The organism is Trinickia acidisoli, from assembly GCF_017315725.1.
GTDB classification, from domain to species: domain Bacteria; phylum Pseudomonadota; class Gammaproteobacteria; order Burkholderiales; family Burkholderiaceae; genus Trinickia; species Trinickia acidisoli.
On record NZ_JAFLRG010000001.1, the window covers coordinates 2593831 to 2610185 of the forward strand.

At 63.9% G+C, this 16355-nt stretch carries 10 protein-coding genes; 4 read left to right on the forward strand and 6 right to left on the reverse strand.

The annotated features are described in order from the left end of the window. Positions 1-40: 40 nt before the first annotated feature. On the reverse strand, positions 41-1711 hold the full coding sequence (locus J3485_RS11850) for a methyl-accepting chemotaxis protein (protein ID WP_206952647.1): 1671 nt from the start codon (positions 1709-1711) through the stop codon (positions 41-43). A gap of 408 nt (positions 1712-2119) precedes the next feature. Between J3485_RS11850 and J3485_RS11855 the strand changes: the two genes are divergently transcribed. After that, complete coding sequence (locus J3485_RS11855; RefSeq protein WP_206952648.1) at positions 2120-3379, forward strand: MFS transporter; 1260 nt, start codon at positions 2120-2122, stop codon at positions 3377-3379. Positions 3380-3500: 121 nt separating this feature from the next. Here the strand turns inward: J3485_RS11855 and J3485_RS11860 are convergent, their stop codons facing one another. Beyond that, positions 3501-4307, reverse strand: coding sequence for a 5'-methylthioadenosine/adenosylhomocysteine nucleosidase (locus J3485_RS11860; RefSeq protein ID WP_374192419.1), 807 nt, complete (start codon positions 4305-4307; stop codon positions 3501-3503). A gap of 129 nt (positions 4308-4436) precedes the next feature. Beyond that, entirely contained in the window at positions 4437-6797 is a 2361-nt protein-coding gene (locus J3485_RS11865; RefSeq protein WP_206952649.1) for a UvrD-helicase domain-containing protein, read from the reverse strand. A 216-nt stretch (positions 6798-7013) separates the two neighbouring features. Between J3485_RS11865 and J3485_RS11870 the strand changes: the two genes are divergently transcribed. Then, positions 7014-9914: a valine--tRNA ligase gene (locus J3485_RS11870; protein ID WP_206952650.1), complete on the forward strand. Its 2901-nt coding sequence runs from the start codon at positions 7014-7016 to the stop codon at positions 9912-9914. A gap of 51 nt (positions 9915-9965) precedes the next feature. Beyond that, a complete protein-coding gene (galU, locus tag J3485_RS11875; RefSeq protein WP_206952651.1) occupies positions 9966-10847 on the forward strand; it encodes a UTP--glucose-1-phosphate uridylyltransferase GalU in 882 nt (293 codons plus the stop codon). A gap of 88 nt (positions 10848-10935) precedes the next feature. Here galU and J3485_RS11880 read toward each other — a convergent pair whose 3' ends face one another. Together J3485_RS11880 and J3485_RS11885 are read right to left on the reverse strand one after the other, a co-directional pair. Continuing rightward, positions 10936-11115: a hypothetical protein gene (locus J3485_RS11880; protein ID WP_206952652.1), complete on the reverse strand. Its 180-nt coding sequence runs from the start codon at positions 11113-11115 to the stop codon at positions 10936-10938. Between the two features lie 395 nt (positions 11116-11510). After that, a complete protein-coding gene (locus tag J3485_RS11885) occupies positions 11511-11738 on the reverse strand; it encodes a sulfurtransferase TusA family protein (protein ID WP_206955774.1) in 228 nt (75 codons plus the stop codon). A gap of 335 nt (positions 11739-12073) precedes the next feature. Between J3485_RS11885 and J3485_RS11890 the strand changes: the two genes are divergently transcribed. Then, positions 12074-15193 carry a type IV pilus assembly protein FimV gene (locus J3485_RS11890; RefSeq protein ID WP_206952653.1) on the forward strand — a complete coding sequence of 1040 codons (3120 nt, stop codon included), beginning with the start codon at positions 12074-12076 and terminating at the stop codon, positions 15191-15193. 73 nt (positions 15194-15266) lie between these two features. Here J3485_RS11890 and J3485_RS11895 read toward each other — a convergent pair whose 3' ends face one another. Further along, entirely contained in the window at positions 15267-16313 is a 1047-nt protein-coding gene (locus tag J3485_RS11895; RefSeq protein WP_206955775.1) for a Gfo/Idh/MocA family oxidoreductase, read from the reverse strand. Positions 16314-16355 lie beyond the last annotated feature (42 nt).

Here is a 16355-nt window from a genome sequence, read left to right on the forward strand (position 1 = left end):
ACCGCTGAGGCTGCCGCTCAGGTCGTCAGCCCCATCGATGTCATGCGTGCAGCTTGAACTTGCCGACGAGACGCTTGAGCGCCTGGGCCTGATCGTCGAGCGAGCGCGCGGCGGCCGTCGCTTCTTCGACGAGCGCGGCGTTCTGCTGCGTGCCGGAATCCATCTGCGTCACGGCGCGGTTGACCTCCTCGATGCCGGCGCTTTGCTCGGACGAAGCCGCGGAAATCTCACCCATGATGTCGGTCACGCGCCTGACCGCCTTGACCACTTCATCCATCGTCTGCCCGGCGTCCTGGGCGAGGCTGGAGCCGTTGGCGACGCGCTCGAGCGACGTGTTGATGAGCGTCTTGATTTCCTTTGCTGCCGCCGCGCTGCGCTGCGCGAGGCTGCGCACTTCGCCGGCAACGACCGCGAAGCCGCGGCCCTGCTCGCCCGCGCGCGCCGCTTCGACGGCCGCGTTCAAGGCGAGGATGTTGGTCTGGAACGCGATGCCGTCGATCACGCCGATGATGTCGCCGATGCTCTTGGCGCTATCGTTGATCTCGCCCATCGTCGTGACGACGCGCGAGACGACGCCGCCGCAGGTCGACGCGATTTCCGACGCATTGTTGGCGAGCGCGCTGGCCTGCTTTGCGTTGTCGGCGTTTTGCTTCACGGTCGACGTGAGCTGCTCCATGCTCGTCGCGGTGCGCTCGAGCGAAACCGCCTGCTGCTCCGTGCGTTGCGACAGATCGAGGTTGCCCATCGAGATTTCGCCGGCGGCCGACGAAATCGCCTCGGCACTCGCCGTGATTTCGCCGACGGTACCGGCCAGCCCGGTTTGCATCTCCGTCAGCGCGAAAAGCACGCTCGAGTCGTCCTTCTTCGCGAGCCGAATACGGTTCGACAGATCGCCCGCCGCGATATGGCTCGCAATCTCCTTGGCGTAACCGGGCTCGCCGCCGAGCTGGCGCGCGAGGCGCCGCACGACCCATTCGCTGACAACGAACGCCACGACGATCAGCGCGATGGTCATCCCCGCGATCATCACGAACGACGACTGGAAGATAAAGGCGGACTCTTTGATCGTGGCTTTCGCTTCGGTGCCGCGCAGGTCCACGAGTTCGTCGACGGCCTTTTCGAGCTTGCCTGTCTCGACGAGCAGCGAGACGTCTTGCATGCCGACCTGCCAGTTCATTTGCGACAGGTCGAGCGACTGCTCCTTCACGAGCGTCACGAACGTGCGCAAGTGGCCGGCCCAAGCATTGATGCCGGCCGCCAACGCCTTCTGCTTGGCAATGCTTTCGGAATCGGAAGCGTCGGTGTATTTCTGCAGGATATCGAGCTCGCCGTTGATGGCCGTGAGCCCCTTCTCGATGTCGGCGCCGAGATCGTCGCGCTCCTTGGCCGTGGTCGCCGTCAGCAGCATCTTCTGGGCACGGCTCGCGCGCAGCACGTTGGCACGCACTTCCTCGGCGGCTCGGCTCGCGACGTGACCTTGGGCGTAAATCGATTTCGCCGAGCCGTTCAAACGCTCGATCTGCGTCAACGAAAACACGCCGATCACGAGCGTGCCGATGAGCACGATCGCAAACGCCAAGCGCAGCGAGGCTTTCACCGACAGCCCGTGCAGCTTCGACTTCGCCCCGCGCTTTTGCGACCTACCGCCGGCCCCCGTGCCGCCCGGAACGAAACCTGGCTCCGAACGCCCGCCCAGCGAAACTGCCTTCATATGAATCCCCCTTCTTATCACTCCGCCGCCGTGGGTTGGGCGACGCAATCCTTTGATTACCTTTACGGGTCAACGGCAGCGTCGCTGTCGTTCTTTAGTGCGGAGCGCCCCATGTAAACCCGGTATCCAGCGGCTCGTGGCGCGCCGACCGCTTTATACCCCGACAAAAAGGCTGCGCGGTGACAACGCCGCAACAACGCGGCGATAGGTCCCGGCCCCGCTTTCCGTTCGCCGATGGCCGACTCGCTCGACGGCGCGGCCACGGCATGTCCCATTTACGACAAACTTTGTCCGATTATTCTTTATAGGACACACTACACTCAACTCATCGTCGAACCCGACGCATCGAACTTTGCGCGCCGCACTCCTGCGGCGCGCGCCGTTTTCTCTTTTCCCAAAGTGCCCACGATGCAAACGAGTATTCCGAAAAATACCCTTGCCGCGGCCGCGGCAACGACCGAGCCGGCGCCGACGCAAGCGCCGGCAGGCCCCGTTTCGCGCACCGTGTACTCGGTGCTCGGTGCGATCAGCTTCTCGCATCTGCTCAACGACATGATCCAGTCGTTGATCCTCGCCATCTATCCGATGCTGAAGCAGAACTTTTCGTTGTCGTTCGCCCAGATCGGCCTCATCACGCTGACCTACCAAATCACGGCCTCGCTGTTGCAGCCGCTCGTCGGCTTGTACACCGACAAGCGTCCCCAGCCGTACTCGCTGCCGGTCGGGATGGGTTTCACGCTGACGGGGCTCGTGCTGATGTCGATGGCGCCGAACTTCGGCGTGCTGCTCATCGCCGCGGCGCTCGTGGGATGCGGCTCGTCCGTCTTTCATCCGGAATCGTCGCGCGTCGCGCGCATGGCCTCGGGCGGGCGATACGGGCTCGCACAGTCGCTGTTCCAGGTGGGCGGCAACGCCGGTTCGGCGCTCGGGCCCCTGCTGGCCGCGCTCATCGTCATCCCGCACGGCCAACGCAGCATCGCTTGGTTCTCGGTGGCCGCGCTCGTCGCCATGGTGGTGCTCGCCAACATCGGCCGCTGGTACAGCCGCCATCCGGCAACGAAGAAGAAAGCCGGTGCCCGCGCGCTGCATCCGTCGCTGTCGAAAGCGCGCGTCAAGCTCGCCATCGGCGTGCTCGTGCTGCTCGTGTTCTCGAAATATTTCTACCTCGCGAGCCTGAACAGCTACTTCACGTTCTATCTCATCGACAAATTCCACTTGTCGGTGCAGGCCGCGCAGATTCACCTGTTCGTGTTCCTCGCCGCCGTGGCCGCGGGCACGATCATCGGCGGCCCGATCGGCGATCGGATCGGCCGCAAGTACGTCATCTGGGTATCGATTCTCGGCGTCGCGCCGTTCACGCTGTTGCTGCCCTACGCGAACCTGTTCTGGACCGGCGCGCTCACGGTCATCATCGGCATCGTGCTCGCCTCCGCGTTCTCGGCCATCATCGTCTACGCGCAGGAATTGATTCCCGGCAACGTCGGCATGGTCGCGGGCCTGTTCTTCGGCTTCGCGTTCGGCCTGGGCGGCGTGGGCGCGGCCGTGCTCGGCAATCTGGCCGACGCGACGAGCATCGGCTTCGTCTACAAGGTGTGCTCGTTCTTGCCGCTGATCGGCATCCTGACGATGTTCCTGCCGAATATCGAGAGCAAACGCGCCAAGGCGTAGCGCGCTGGTCGCCGACAAAACAAAGCGCCGCGGGACGTCAATTCCGCGGCGCTTTGTTTTATGCGAGACATCCGCTCAGTTCGGTGAGCGCCGTCGAAGCCGGCGTGGCCGCTACGTGAGGCTAGGCGATGGCATACGCCGCCAGGAACCGCCGCAAAATCCCTGACGAATAAGCGCTGGCGATATCGGTCAGGAATGTCGTAAACGAAGCCGTCGCGTGATCATCCGCCGTGTCGGAGATCGTTCGCACGATTGCGCATGGCACGTCGTGCTCGTAGCAAACCTGCGCCATCGCCGCCCCTTCCATCTCGACCGCCATCGCTTCGGGCAACGCCTGCGCCAACGCGCGCACCTCGCTCGCGCTCGAGACGAAGCGATCGCCGCTGATGATCAATCCTCGATGGACGCGCGGCGCTTGAAACGCAAAGCGCTCGGCGAGCGTCTTACCTTCGTCGGTCACGAAACGCTCGCAGGCGGCGGCGAGCGCGTCGGCCAGCGGCGCGTGCGCCGGAAAGCGGGCGCGATCGAGCAGCGGCACCTCGTAGCGCGGAAACAGCGGCGAGGCGTCGAGATCGTGCTGCAGCAGCGAATCGGCAACGACGATGTCGCCCACGCGCACGCCTTGGCCGACACCGCCGGCCACGCCGGTAAACACCACCGCATCGACACCGAAGACATGAATGAGCGCGCTCGCGCTCGCCGCCGCCGCGACCTTGCCCACACGCGCGAGCGTGACGACGCAAGGCACGCCGTGCGCCGTGCCCACGTGATAATCGCGCCGGCCCAGCGTGACCGTGCGCATGTCGCCTTCCGCGCGCATCGCCTCGACGAGATCGCCGAGCTCTTGCGGCAGCGCCGCCAATATGCCGAGCCGGCGCACGGCGCCGCTACCGTTATCGCTATCGTCGTGATGGCTATCCATGCTCATCGGAATCGGATCGTATTCAAAGTCATTTTGGACCCTCGCCCATGCAGTGCCCCGATCTCTCAGGGGCTTCTATCCGAGCGCGGGACTGCCTTCAGTGTGCAGCCAAGCGGATGGCGCCGCGAGAGGACATCAATCGACGACTTGCAGCTTGGCCACCGATAGCGCGAGCCATTTTTCGCCGTGCCGCTTGAAGCGAACTTGCGCGCGCGCATCGGCGCCGGTGCCTTCGAGCGCCGTGATCGCGCCTTCTCCGAATTTCGTGTGAAAAACTTGCTGACCGACGCGAAAACCCGTCTCGGCCGCGCGCTGCTCGTTGGCGAACGCGGGCAGCGGCGCCGCTTCGAAGGCGGCCGCCGGACCGCCGCGATCGGGCCGCGCGAACCAGTCGCGGCCCCAGCCCGAGCCCGATTGATCGGCGCGCCCGCCCCAGCGCGATCCCGCCTCGGCTTTCGGCGTCAGCCATTTCAGCGTCGTTTCGGGCAACTCGTCGAAGAACCGCGAGCGCACGTTGTAGCGCGTTTGCCCGTGCAGCATGCGGCTTTGCGCGAGCGACAGATAAAGCCGCTCCTTCGCGCGCGTAATCGCGACGTACATGAGCCGGCGCTCTTCCTCGAGCCCGTCCGTCTCCTTCGCGCTGTTCTCGTGCGGAAACAGCCCCTCTTCGAGCCCCGTGATGAACACGGCCGTGAATTCGAGCCCCTTCGCCGCGTGCACTGTCATCAATTGGATGGCATCCTGCCCCGCTTGCGCCTGGTTTTCGCCGGCCTCGAGCGACGCGTGCGACAAAAAGCCGGCGAGCGGCGTCATCGTATCGGGATTTTGCGCCGGATCGATCAGGCTGGCCGCGTCGAGCACGACCGTGTCGTCCGCCTCCGACGAGACGGCCAGCTCGGGCGCCGACGTCGCCCCCGGCGCGAGACGGATCGACCGCGCGGGCGTATCGAGCCCGTAGCCTTCTTCGCTGACGAACGCCGTGGCGGCGTTGACGAGTTCCTGCAAGTTCTCGAGCCGATCCTGCCCCTCGCGCTCGTTTTGATAGAACTCGGCCAAACCACTGACGCGCACGACGTACTCGACCGTTTCGGGCAAGCTCATCCGCTCCGTCTCGGCGCGCATCTTCGCGACGAGATTCGCGAACGAGCCGAGGCTCGTGCCGGCTTTGCCCGTCACATAGGCAATGGCCGTGGCCATCGAACAGCCGTAAAGGCGCGCCGCATCCGCCAGTTGCTCGATCGAGCGCGCGCCGATGCCGCGCGTGGGGAAGTTCACGACGCGCGCAAACGCCGTATCGTCGTTCGGGTTGTCGATCAGGCGCAGATAGGCGAGCGCGTGCTTGACTTCCTGCCGCTCGAAAAAGCGCAGGCCGCCGTAGACGCGATAGGCGATGCCCGCGTTCACGAGCGTGTGCTCGATCGTGCGCGACTGCGCGTTGCTGCGATAGAGCACGGCGATCTCGCTGCGCGACATGCCGTTGTTGATCAGCGCCCGGATTTCCTCGACGATCCAGCCGGCCTCCTGCGAATCGGTGGCCGCCTCGTAGACGCGCACGGGCTCGCCGTGCCCCGCATCGGTCCGCAAGTTCTTGCCCAGGCGCCGCGCGTTGTGCTCGATGAGCGCGTTGGCCGTATCGAGGATGTACCCGTGCGAACGATAGTTCTGCTCGAGCTTGATCAGATGGCGGACGTTGAACTCGCGCTCGAAGTCGAGCATGTTGCCTACGTTCGCGCCGCGAAACGCGTAGATCGATTGGTCGTCGTCGCCGACAGCGAAAATCGCATTGGACTGCCCCGCCAGCAACTTGAGCCACGCGTATTGGAGCTTGTTCGTGTCTTGGAATTCGTCGACGAGAATGTGCTTGAAGCGTGCTTGATAGTGAGCGCGCAGCGGTGCGTTGTGCGCGAGCAGTTCGTAACAGCGCAGCAGCAGCTCGGGAAAATCGACGACGCCCTCGCGCTGGCACTGCTGCTCGTACGCGCGGAAAAGCTCCACGAACTTCAAGTTGAAGCTATCGGTCGCGTCCACCTGATCGGGGCGCAGCCCTTGTTCCTTCGCATTGTTGATGAAGTACTGCAGATTCTTCGGCGGGTACTTTTCGTCGTCGACGTTCAGGCCCTTCATCAGGCGCTTGATCGCCGAGAGCTGATCGGCGGTGTCGAGGATCTGAAACGTCGCGGGCAACCCGGCATCGCGGTGATGCGCGCGCAGCATGCGATTGCACAGGCCGTGGAACGTGCCGATCCACATGCCGCGCGTGTCGATCGGCAACAGCGCCGACAGCCGCCCCATCATCTCGCGCGCCGCCTTGTTCGTGAAGGTGACGCCGAGCACCGTCGGCGGCGACGCGAACCCCTGCTGGATCAGCCACGCGATGCGCGTGATCAGCACGCGCGTCTTACCGCTGCCCGCGCCCGCCAGGATCAGCGCCGGTTCGTTCGGCAGCGTGACGGCAGCGTATTGTTCGGGATTGAGGTGGGCGAGCAGTTCTGGCATGGAGGGAGCGATTCTCTACGACGGAAGGAGCGGGCAATGCCGTATGCGGCAACGCTTTGCGAGCCCGCCATTATAAGGCCGTGCGCCGAACGCATCGGCCGTCCCTTTATAATCGACGGTTTCGAACCTGAAACGCCGAACCGGCTTCGGCTTCGCACGGGTTCTTGACAGCGGACACTCCACATCACCTCAGGCATTTTTCGGCGGATTTCCACCATGACCGACACCACGCTGGCGAAGAGTTTCGAGCCCCAGACGATCGAGGCCCAATGGGGCCCCGAATGGGAAAAACGCGGATATGCGCAGCCGGCCTTCGCGCCGAACGCACCAGGCGTGCCGGACGCACCTACCGCGGCCCCAGCCCATTTCTCGATACAACTGCCGCCGCCGAACGTCACGGGCACGCTGCACATGGGGCACGCGTTCAACCAGACGATCATGGACGGTCTCACGCGCTATCACCGCATGCTCGGCGCGAACACGCTATGGCTGCCGGGTACCGACCACGCGGGCATCGCGACGCAGATCGTCGTCGAGCGCCAGCTCGATCAGCAAGGCGTGTCGCGCCACGATCTCGGCCGCGAAAAATTCGTCGAGCGCGTATGGGAGTGGAAGGAACGCTCGGGCTCGACGATCACGAATCAGGTGCGGCGCCTCGGCGCGTCGATCGACTGGTCGCGCGAATACTTCACGATGGACGACAAAATGTCGAAAGTCGTCAGCGAAGTGTTCGTGCGGCTTTACGAGCAAGGCTTGATCTATCGCGGCAAGCGGCTCGTCAATTGGGACCCGGTCTTGATGACGGCCGTCTCCGACCTCGAAGTCGCGAGCGAGGAGGAAAACGGCCATCTGTGGCACATCCGCTATCCGCTCGCCGACGGCGGCGGCCACTTGACCGTCGCCACGACGCGTCCCGAGACGATGCTCGGCGACGTCGCCGTGATGGTCCACCCCGAGGACGAGCGCTACGCGCACCTGATCGGCAAAGCGGTCAAGCTGCCGCTCTGCGATCGCGAGATCCCCATCATCGCCGACGACTACGTCGATCGCGAATTCGGCACGGGCGTCGTCAAAGTCACGCCGGCACACGATTTCAATGACTACCAAGTGGGCCAGCGCCACGCGCTGCCGCAAATCGAAATCCTCACGCTCGAAGCGAAGATCAACGACAACGCCCCCGCCGCCTATCGCGGCCTCGATCGCTTCGAGGCCCGCAAGCGCGTCGTCGCCGATCTCGATGCCCAGGGCCTGCTGGAATCGGTCAAGCAGCACAAGCTGATGGTGCCGCGCGGCGACCGCACGAGCGTCGTGCTCGAGCCGATGCTGACCGATCAATGGTTCGTCGCGATGAGCAAGCCGGCGCCCGAAGGCACGTTCAATCCGGGCAAGTCGATCGCGCAAGCCGCGCTCGACGTCGTGCGCAGCGGCGAGATCCAGTTCGTCCCCGAAAACTGGACGACGACCTACTACCAGTGGCTCGAAAACATCCAGGACTGGTGCATCTCGCGTCAGCTCTGGTGGGGCCATCAGATCCCGGCTTGGTACGGCGAGAACGGCGAGGTATTCGTCGCCCGCACCGAGCAGGAAGCGCGCGAACAAGCGGCCGCACGCGGCTACACGGGCGCGCTCGAGCGCGACGACGACGTGCTCGACACGTGGTTCTCGTCGGCGCTCGTGCCGTTTTCCTCGCTCGGCTGGCCGCAAGACACGAAGGAGCTGGCCGCGTTCCTGCCCTCCTCGGTGCTCGTCACGGGCTTCGACATCATTTTCTTCTGGGTTGCGCGGATGATCATGATGACGACGCACTTCACGGGGAAGGTGCCGTTTCACACCGTCTACGTGCACGGGCTCGTTCGCGATCACGAAGGCCAGAAGATGTCGAAGAGCAAAGGCAACACGCTCGACCCGATCGACATCGTCGACGGCATCGATCTCGAGACGCTCGTCGCCAAGCGCACGACGGGCCTCATGAATCCGAAGCAGGCCGCGTCGATCGAGAAGAAAACGCGCAAGGAATTTCCCGAAGGCATTCCCGCCTTCGGCACCGATGCCTTGCGCTTCACGATGGCCTCGATGGCGACGCTCGGGCGCAACGTCAACTTCGATCTGGCACGCTGCGAAGGCTATCGCAATTTCTGCAACAAGCTGTGGAATGCCACGCGCTTCGTGCTGATGAATTGCGAAGGGCACGACTGCGGTTTTTCGAAGCCCGGCCCCTGCGCGCCCGGCGACTGCGCCCCCGGCGGCTATACCGAGTTCTCGCAAGCGGACCGTTGGATCGTCTCGCTGCTTCAGCGCGTGGAAGCCGAAGTCGAAAAGGGCTTTGCCGACTACCGCTTCGACAACGTCGCGAATGCGATCTACAAGTTCGTGTGGGACGAGTATTGCGATTGGTACGTCGAACTCGCGAAGGTGCAGATCCAGAACGGCACGCCGGAGCAGCAGCGCGCAACACGCCGCACGCTGCTGCGTGTGCTCGAAACGGTGCTGCGGCTCGCGCACCCGATCATTCCGTTCATCACGGAAGCGCTCTGGCAAAAAGTCGCGCCGCTGACGGACGCGTACCCGCAAGGCGCGGCGAGCGGCGAAGCATCGATCATGGTGCAACGTTACCCGCGCGTCGAGGAGAAAAAAATCGACGAAAATGCCGAGCGCTGGGCCGCGGACTTGAAAACCGCAATCGATGCTTGCAGAAATTTGCGCGGCGAAATGAACCTATCGCCCGCCACGAAGGTCCCTCTGCTGGTGCACGGCAACGCAAGCCAATGGCAGACGTTCGCACCGTACGCCCAAGCGCTCGCGCGTTTGTCGGAGGTGCGGGTCATGGCCGACGAAGCCACGCTCGACGCGCAGTCGCAAGGCGCGCCGATCGCGATCGTCGGCGGCGACAAGCTCGCGCTGCTCGTCGAAATCGACGTAGCGGCCGAGCGTGAGCGGTTGGGCAAGGAAATTGCTCGGCTCGACGCGGAAATTGCCAAGTGTTCGGCGAAGCTCGGAAACGAGGCTTTTGTCGCAAAAGCACCGGCTGCCGTTGTAGAGCAAGAGCAGAAAAGGCTGTCACAATATCGCGACACCATTGCCAAGCTCAGCGCACAGCTCGCGCGTCTGCCGGTTTGACAGCGTCGATGGGCACGTGGTCCCACAGTACTCGAGAATTAGGGTAATGCCATGCTAAAAGTCACTAAGGCAGTCTTTCCCGTTGCGGGCCTCGGCACGCGCTTTCTTCCTGCCACGAAGGCCAGCCCCAAGGAGATGCTGCCGATCGTCGACAAGCCGTTGATTCAATACGCCGTCGAAGAAGCGATGGCCGCCGGCATCACCGAAATGATCTTCGTCACGGGCCGCAGCAAGCGCGCGATCGAAGATCACTTCGATAAGTCCTATGAGATCGAAGCGGAGCTCGAGGCGCGCGGCAAGGAGAAGCTGCTCGAGCTCGTACGCAGCATCAAGCCGAGCCACGTCGATTGCTTCTACGTGCGTCAGCCCGAGGCGCTCGGGCTAGGCCATGCCGTGCTGTGCGCGGAGAAGCTCGTCGGCGACAATCCGTTCGCGGTCATCCTCGCGGACGACTTGCTCTATGCCGAGCCGCCCGTCATGAAGCAGATGATCGACGTCTTCGATCACTATCACAGCTCGGTGATCGGGGTCGAAGAGATTCCGCGGCAAGAGACGCGTTCGTACGGCATCGTCGACGGCAAGGAGTGGGAAGACGCCATCATCAAGATGTCGGGCATCGTCGAAAAGCCGGCACCCGAAGTGGCGCCGTCGAACCTCGGCGTCGTGGGCCGCTATGTGCTCAAGCCGCGCATCTTCGATCATCTGCGCGCGCTCAAGCCGGGCGCGGGCGGCGAGATTCAGCTCACGGACGGCATCCAGTCGCTGCTCGGCGACGAGCAAGTGCTCGCCTACAAGTATCACGGCACCCGTTTCGACTGCGGCAGCAAGCTCGGCTATCTGAAGGCGACCGTCGAGTTCGCGCTGCGCCATGCGGAAGTGGCCGAAGACTTCGAGCACTATCTGCGCACGCGCGCGCCGGTGATGGATAGCTGACGAGGACGATAGCCGACGCAGTCCGTCTACCTCTGCGTCGGCACCGACGTATACGTCTACGTCGGCTCCGTTGCGCGCGATCGTCGAATCAGAAGCGGTAGGTCACACCCACCTTCACGCTCGGGTAGACGCGGTAGCGATCGATCTTGCTCTGTAGTTGCTGCTCTTCGGCGTCGACGTTCGCTTGGCCGGCTTCGGCCACGATCGCCGGCGGCACGTCGAAGTCCAGATGCGGGCGAACCTGCCGCCAGGACGAAACCCGCGGCAACGGCGCCAATCCAATTCTTCATTGTCTAATGTCCTCTTGTCGATCGGGGCCGAGCGTCCGTTTCGCGACGAGAACGAAACGGCTACCCGGTTGCGCACACGTTTGCGCAGTCGCGCATGCTCGCGGTCGATTCGCTACCAACCCGCGCGGCGGCGCGCACGTGCACAGGCAGGTCTGCGACATGCGCGGCGCGCACTTGAGCCGTGCGTGCGAAACATTCGAACCGGCGCTTAAGCCTCATCGGATCGAGCGCGTTGGTCGGACGAAACCACCGCGCTGGATGGGGACTCGGAGGGAAGAGAATGGCGCCGTGCATCGACCGACCAAGCAGCGGTCGAGCATGCGCCGTGCCGCGGTAGCGGCGTGGCTTATCGAGGGGGCTTAATAGACGTGGCTTAGCGGCGACGCATCAGAAAGACGAACGTCTTGTCTTGCGTCGAGCTTTCGACGATTTCGTTGCCCGTTTGCTTGGCGAACGCGGCAAAATCGCGCTGCGAGCCTGGATCCGTCGCCAGCACTTTCAGAATCTGGCCGCTTTGCATATCGGCCAGCGCCTTCTTCGCTCGCAGAATCGGCAGCGGACAGTTCAATCCGCGTGCATCGACTTCCTTATGAATGTCCATCGGCAATTGGCCTTCCTGTGAAGCGCCCGGCCGGCCGTCGACGTCTCGCATTCGAAAACGCGGCGCCGCTCGACCACTTCGAGCGCAAAGAAACGAATTTTACCGCAGCGCGCCGACCGCCCTCCTCCCGCCACGCACGCAATACGGACATTGACTAGTCGCCGCACAGAAAATGCGCGTTCGATTCTGGTTGCACTACGAGTGCAACCTCACCTCACGCCGAATCGGCGATGAATACTTCATGAACTTGCGCTTTCGGTAAGCCGACAGAAATCTCACGGCCCGGCCCGGCTCGTCGAATGGCTCCGTCAAACGCCATGCTCGTGGAGTATCCCATGCAAAGAATCGAACTTGCCGACGGCGGCTTTGCGCCGCTGCAGCCGGTCACGTCCCCGCAAACGCCACCGCCACCGGCCAAGCCTGCGTCGGCCGGTACGGCGAGCGATAAGACGGCGCCGGCAACCTCGGCCGCATCGCCCCCATCGCCCAAGGCTCCCGCAATCGCCCCGCTGCCGTCGAACGATGCGACGTCCGACAACCAAGTCACGGTTCAGCCCGGCGATACGATTTGGTCCATCTATCAGCAACTGGGCCTATTCGCGAACGCGACCAACCCCAATACGACCGTCGCGAAAAACTTGCCCGCAACGCCGTGGCTGGATCCGAGCGCATTCGGCAATCGCCCTGCCAATCCGGCGAACGCGGTCAACGACATCCAGCCAGGTTCGACGGTCACCGTGCTCGACGGCAAGCGGCTCGACTTCCTCTCCGCGGAACGCACCGCATTGCAAAACTACGATTCGATACGCGGGCCCCTGCTGAAGCTGTACACCCCGGAGGACCGCGAAGCGGCGTTCGATGCCGTCGTGGCGCCCGTGCAAAGCGAAATCGAGTATGCGACGCTCGGCACGCCGGCGCCCACGCAAGCCGATCTCAATCGGATCGCCGGCATCATCGAGCAGCGCGCGCCCAACGATTCTCAATTCGCAAGCGCAGTCGCCACGGCAGTCGACAATGTGAATGCGGAACTCACAACGTGGGGACGCACGCCCGATCAACTCGGGCAGATCATCAGCGATGCGAAGTCGGGCAACGTGCAGCAGTTGACGGCCGACATGCAGAAACAACTGGTGGGCGTGGGCCAAGCAACGCTCAGCAGCACGGGCGGCGACGCGGCACAAGCGGACACGGCGATCCGCGGACGGGTCGGCGTCTATGTCACTTATCTCGGCACGCAGAACGCGTCGCTCGTCACGAAGGCCATGAATGCCGCCGAGCAGCAGCTTCTCGTGAGCGAACCCGAGCAACGCATTGTCAGCGCCTATAACAACGCCTACGCCAAAGGCGGCAACAACGCCGCGGCGACTGCGGCGGCAGCCGCCGCCCATCAACTGCGCGTCGAGCTGGACCCGAGCACGAAGCTGCCGGCGAGCGTCGCGCAAATCGCGGCTTCCCCGCAGGTGCAGGACATCATGCGCAAGATCACCAGCGCGATCGGCGATGAGCTGCATCAATATGGCAAGAACACGACCTCGCTGGGCAAAACAGTGATCGATTTTTCGTTTGCGATGCAGAGCACGTTCGACAGCGACAATCCCTCGCTCGGTATGTCGGAGGGCAAAAACACCGTCGACAAGATGGCCGGCTACTTGATAGACGCGATCGACAAGGGCGATTCAATGCCCGGCGACACGATGGTCGAGCACGGCTCGCTGCTCGTCGATTGGCTCGTGGATGGCCTAGGGATGGACGGCAGCGCGGCGCTGCCCGCCGCGCTCGCGGCACAAGGCAACGCCACCGGCAACGTGCTCTTCGCGAAAGCCGGCGACGCGGCGCTGGCCGGCGGCATCGATGCCTACACCGGCACGAATCTGCAGCCGCTGCAAACGAAGGCGGCGAAGGCGTTCGTACCGGTCGTGCTGGGCCCGACCGAATGGGGCGGCTTGCAAAACGCGAACCAAAAGAATACGACCGTACAAGCGCTTGAAAAGGGACCCCTCGCCGGTGACCTGACCGATATCGCCAACAGCCAGGCGAAGGCCCTTCAGTACTACGCCAAGTTCGAGGGCGTGTTGAGCCGCTATGGCAAAGCCCTCAGCGGCCAAGGTTTCGACTCTCCGATCGGCCTCAATAGCTGGTGGACGTCCAATTCGAACAGCGTGACGAGCACGGTCGACTCGTTCGCCAAAGCCGCGGGCTTCGACACGGCGAAAACCCAGGCATCGCAGGTTCCGATCACACAGTTCTGGTGGCAGTCGCGCGTAGCCACGGGCTCGGTCAAATTCTTCTCGCAACAATTGGCTAAGTCGGGGTTGCCGAGTTCGGCGACGCCCAACGACCCATCGGCTGTGCTGAGCGAGGCTGAGTCGGAGGCGTCGAGTTCGGAGGCGTCCAGCAGCGGATCGAGCCTGCTGAACACCCTATTCGGCACGGCCGAGACGGGGGGAGCCGGCCTCGTGCCGCGCGCCGTGTCCGGCTTCATGGCGGGGCTTTTTTACGGCAACTCCCTCGTGGCCGCGAGCGCGGCGCAGCAGTCGACCGGAAGCAAGTGGGCGGCCAGACTCTCGACGTACGACAACGACGGCTTCGCCGCGCTCTACAGCATATTCAGCGTCTCGCAGTTGATGAATTTCGTCGCGCCCAGTTGGAAGTCGAGCCTGTTCGGTTTGACGGCCACCCACGCGGCCGCGACGCCCCAGCGCAGAATACTCGAAGCGGCGCTCGAAAAGGTGATGGCATCGAGCATGTCCGACGCGGGCAAGCAAATGACGTCAGCGGCCCTCAAGACGGCACTGAGCGGCACCGGCGACCTGGCCGGTGCTGCCGTCGCATGGTTGGGGCTCATCCCGCAGATCATGAACGACAGCACGACCAACCCCGCGCACGACGTTGCTTACGGACTGGCCGGCACGGCAGACCTGGGCACCTACTTCGCGCGCTCGATGATCCAAGGGGCCGGCACGACCGGCCTCGACGACATCGCCGGCGCAACGTTCGCGAACCTGACGGCCGACGGCTGGACCGGCGCGGGCTTCGTCATCAACATCGGCGCCGCGAGCATCCAGTTTCTCGCGAACCAGGACGACATCGTTCATCAAGGCGATTCGGTGACGAAGTATCTCGAGGTGCAGGGCGTGCCATCCAATCTCGCCGAGCCATTCGCGCGGCATATGATGAACGGCACGCTCGGCGCAACGAGCGCAGGGCCCGCCATAACCGCTTATTTTCGCGCGAAAGGCAAGACGAACGCCGACATGATCGACTGGATGAAGACGGTCAAGAACGGCAGTGTCGCGGACTACATCGCCACCTACTTCAAAGAGCTCGACATCTATCATCACGACAAGAACGGCAATGCCGAACTCACGCCGGACCAGATCGCCGGCATCGATGCGTTCTTGGACGACGACGTCGGCCCGAGTGGCTTTAAAGCGGGCGCGCAGGTCCACCCGTGAGCTCATGCGTTCGCTGGCTACGATAACGCGCGAAGCCGGTCGAGCGTGCGACCGGCTCCGCACGTGCCAACACCTACAGCGTCACCGGCAATCCGCTCGTGCACGCCTCGCGCAGCGCCTTGCCGATGCGCGTCGCCTCGAGCGCATCGGCCAACGTCGCCCCGACCGCCGTCGCGGGCGATGCGCCGGCCATGCGGGCCGCCACGGCCTGCACGAACGCTCGCGCCTCGTGCAGAAACGCGTCTTCGAAACGATCGAAGAACGTCGGCGTGCTTTCGCTGCGCACCCCGCCCGCCTCGTAGATCTCGACCCGATTCTTGCGCGGGTTGTGGCCGATCGTGAGCGCCCCGCCCGTGCCGATCACTTCGCTATGCGTGTCGTTGCCATGCGCCATCGTGCGCGAGGCATAGAAAACCGCAAGCCGCCCACCCTCGAATTCGACGACGCCCACGCCGTTGTCGACATCGCCAAACTCGCGCAACCCTTCATGCATGGCGATCGTGCCCGTCGCAAACGCGCGCGTGGCACGTGCACCGCCGAAGAACCAGCGCGCAACGTCGATGTCGTGCACGGTGCAATCGAGAAAGATACCGCCCGAGGTCGGCGCGAAACGCACGAAGAAGCCGTCGGGATCGTTCTGGTCGGTCGTTTGCGAGCGCACCATGAACGGCCTGCCGATCCTGCCCGCCGCCGCCTGTTCGTAGGCGTCGCGATAGCTCGGATCGAAGCGGCGCATGAAGCCGATCGTCGCCTCCAAATGCGGATACTCGCGCGCCACGCCTAGCACGCGCTCGCATTCGGCCACGTCGAGCGAGAGCGGTTTTTCGCAGAAGACGTGCTTGCCCGCGCGCAATGCCTGGGCGATCTGCTCGGCATGCAGCGATGACGGCGTGACGAGCCAGAGCGCATCGAGCTCGCGATCGGCCAGCAATGCTTCGTAGTCCGAATAGAGCCGCGGCTCCGGCAATGTCTCGCGAGCCCATTCGAGTTCTTCGTCGACAGGGCTGCATGCCGCCGCCAACACCGCGCCCGGCACCCTGTACGCCAAATTCGTCGCATGCCGCTTGCCGAGGCGGCCCAATCCGGCGATGCCGATCCTGACCGGCCCGCGCTTTGCCATTGCAGTCACTGTCTCGCTCCTTGACGTTTATCCGCCAGACTC